We start from the raw sequence: 837 nt of genomic DNA, 5'->3' as shown, positions 1-837 counted from the left end.
GCTTCCTTGTTTTCGCTCTCTACTTATTGGTTCTGTTCCCGTTGACGTTTGTCCTGCCATCACGGAAGTTATTCCGTTTGGTGGCAGTGATCTTTGCCACTGTTGGACAAACAATCTTATTGATTGATACCCAGGCATACCAATCCATTAACCTGCACCTAACCCCTGTGGTTTGGGAGCTGTTATTCAGCTACGATAAAAGTGCGTTAAGCTCGGATCTACAACACCTGTTTGTTGTGATGCCGCTGATATTCCTTGTTCAGCTCGCCTTATCAGAATGGGTTTGGCGTAAACAACGCAAACTTTCTCACAAACACGTTGGTCGTCCACTGGCTGCCGTGTTCTTTTTGAGCTTTATGACCAGCCATTTGGTCTACATTTGGGCTGATGCCTATTTCTATAATCCGATCACGAGCCAACGCTCAAACTTCCCGCTTTCTTACCCAATGACGGCGAAAAGCTTTATGGAAAAACATGGTCTGCTTGACCGTGAAGAGTACCTAAAACGCTTAGCGGAGAATGAAAATAACGTTGAACTGGTGAACTACCCACTAGAAAAACTTGAATTCAACCGCCGTGTAAACAAGTTGAACGTATTGATGATCAGCGTAAATAACCTGCGAGCAGACGCGCTGAATCAAGAAGAAATGCCAAACCTCTACGAGTTTGCACAGCAAAACCAAAACTTCCGTAAACACTACAGCTCAAGCAATGACACCTACGGTGCATTTGGCTTGTTCTATGGTTTACCAACGAGCTACGCCTCTAGCATCAAGGCACAAGGTGCCTCGCCTGTACTTCTTGATGTACTTAAAGATCAAGGCTACACCTTCGGTT

1 protein-coding gene is annotated in these 837 nt (G+C 45.2%); it reads left to right on the top strand.

Annotated features, from left to right (window positions below; genetic code table 11):
• Positions 1-837, top strand: an 837-nt coding sequence (locus R7Z77_RS24820) for a DUF3413 domain-containing protein (protein WP_318136980.1), incomplete at both ends; no start/stop codon positions are given.

It is taken from the genome of Vibrio sp. 1401, from assembly GCF_033340295.1.
The sequence above is the reverse complement of the archived record's forward strand: the minus strand, read 5'-3'. Positions and strand labels throughout refer to the sequence as shown.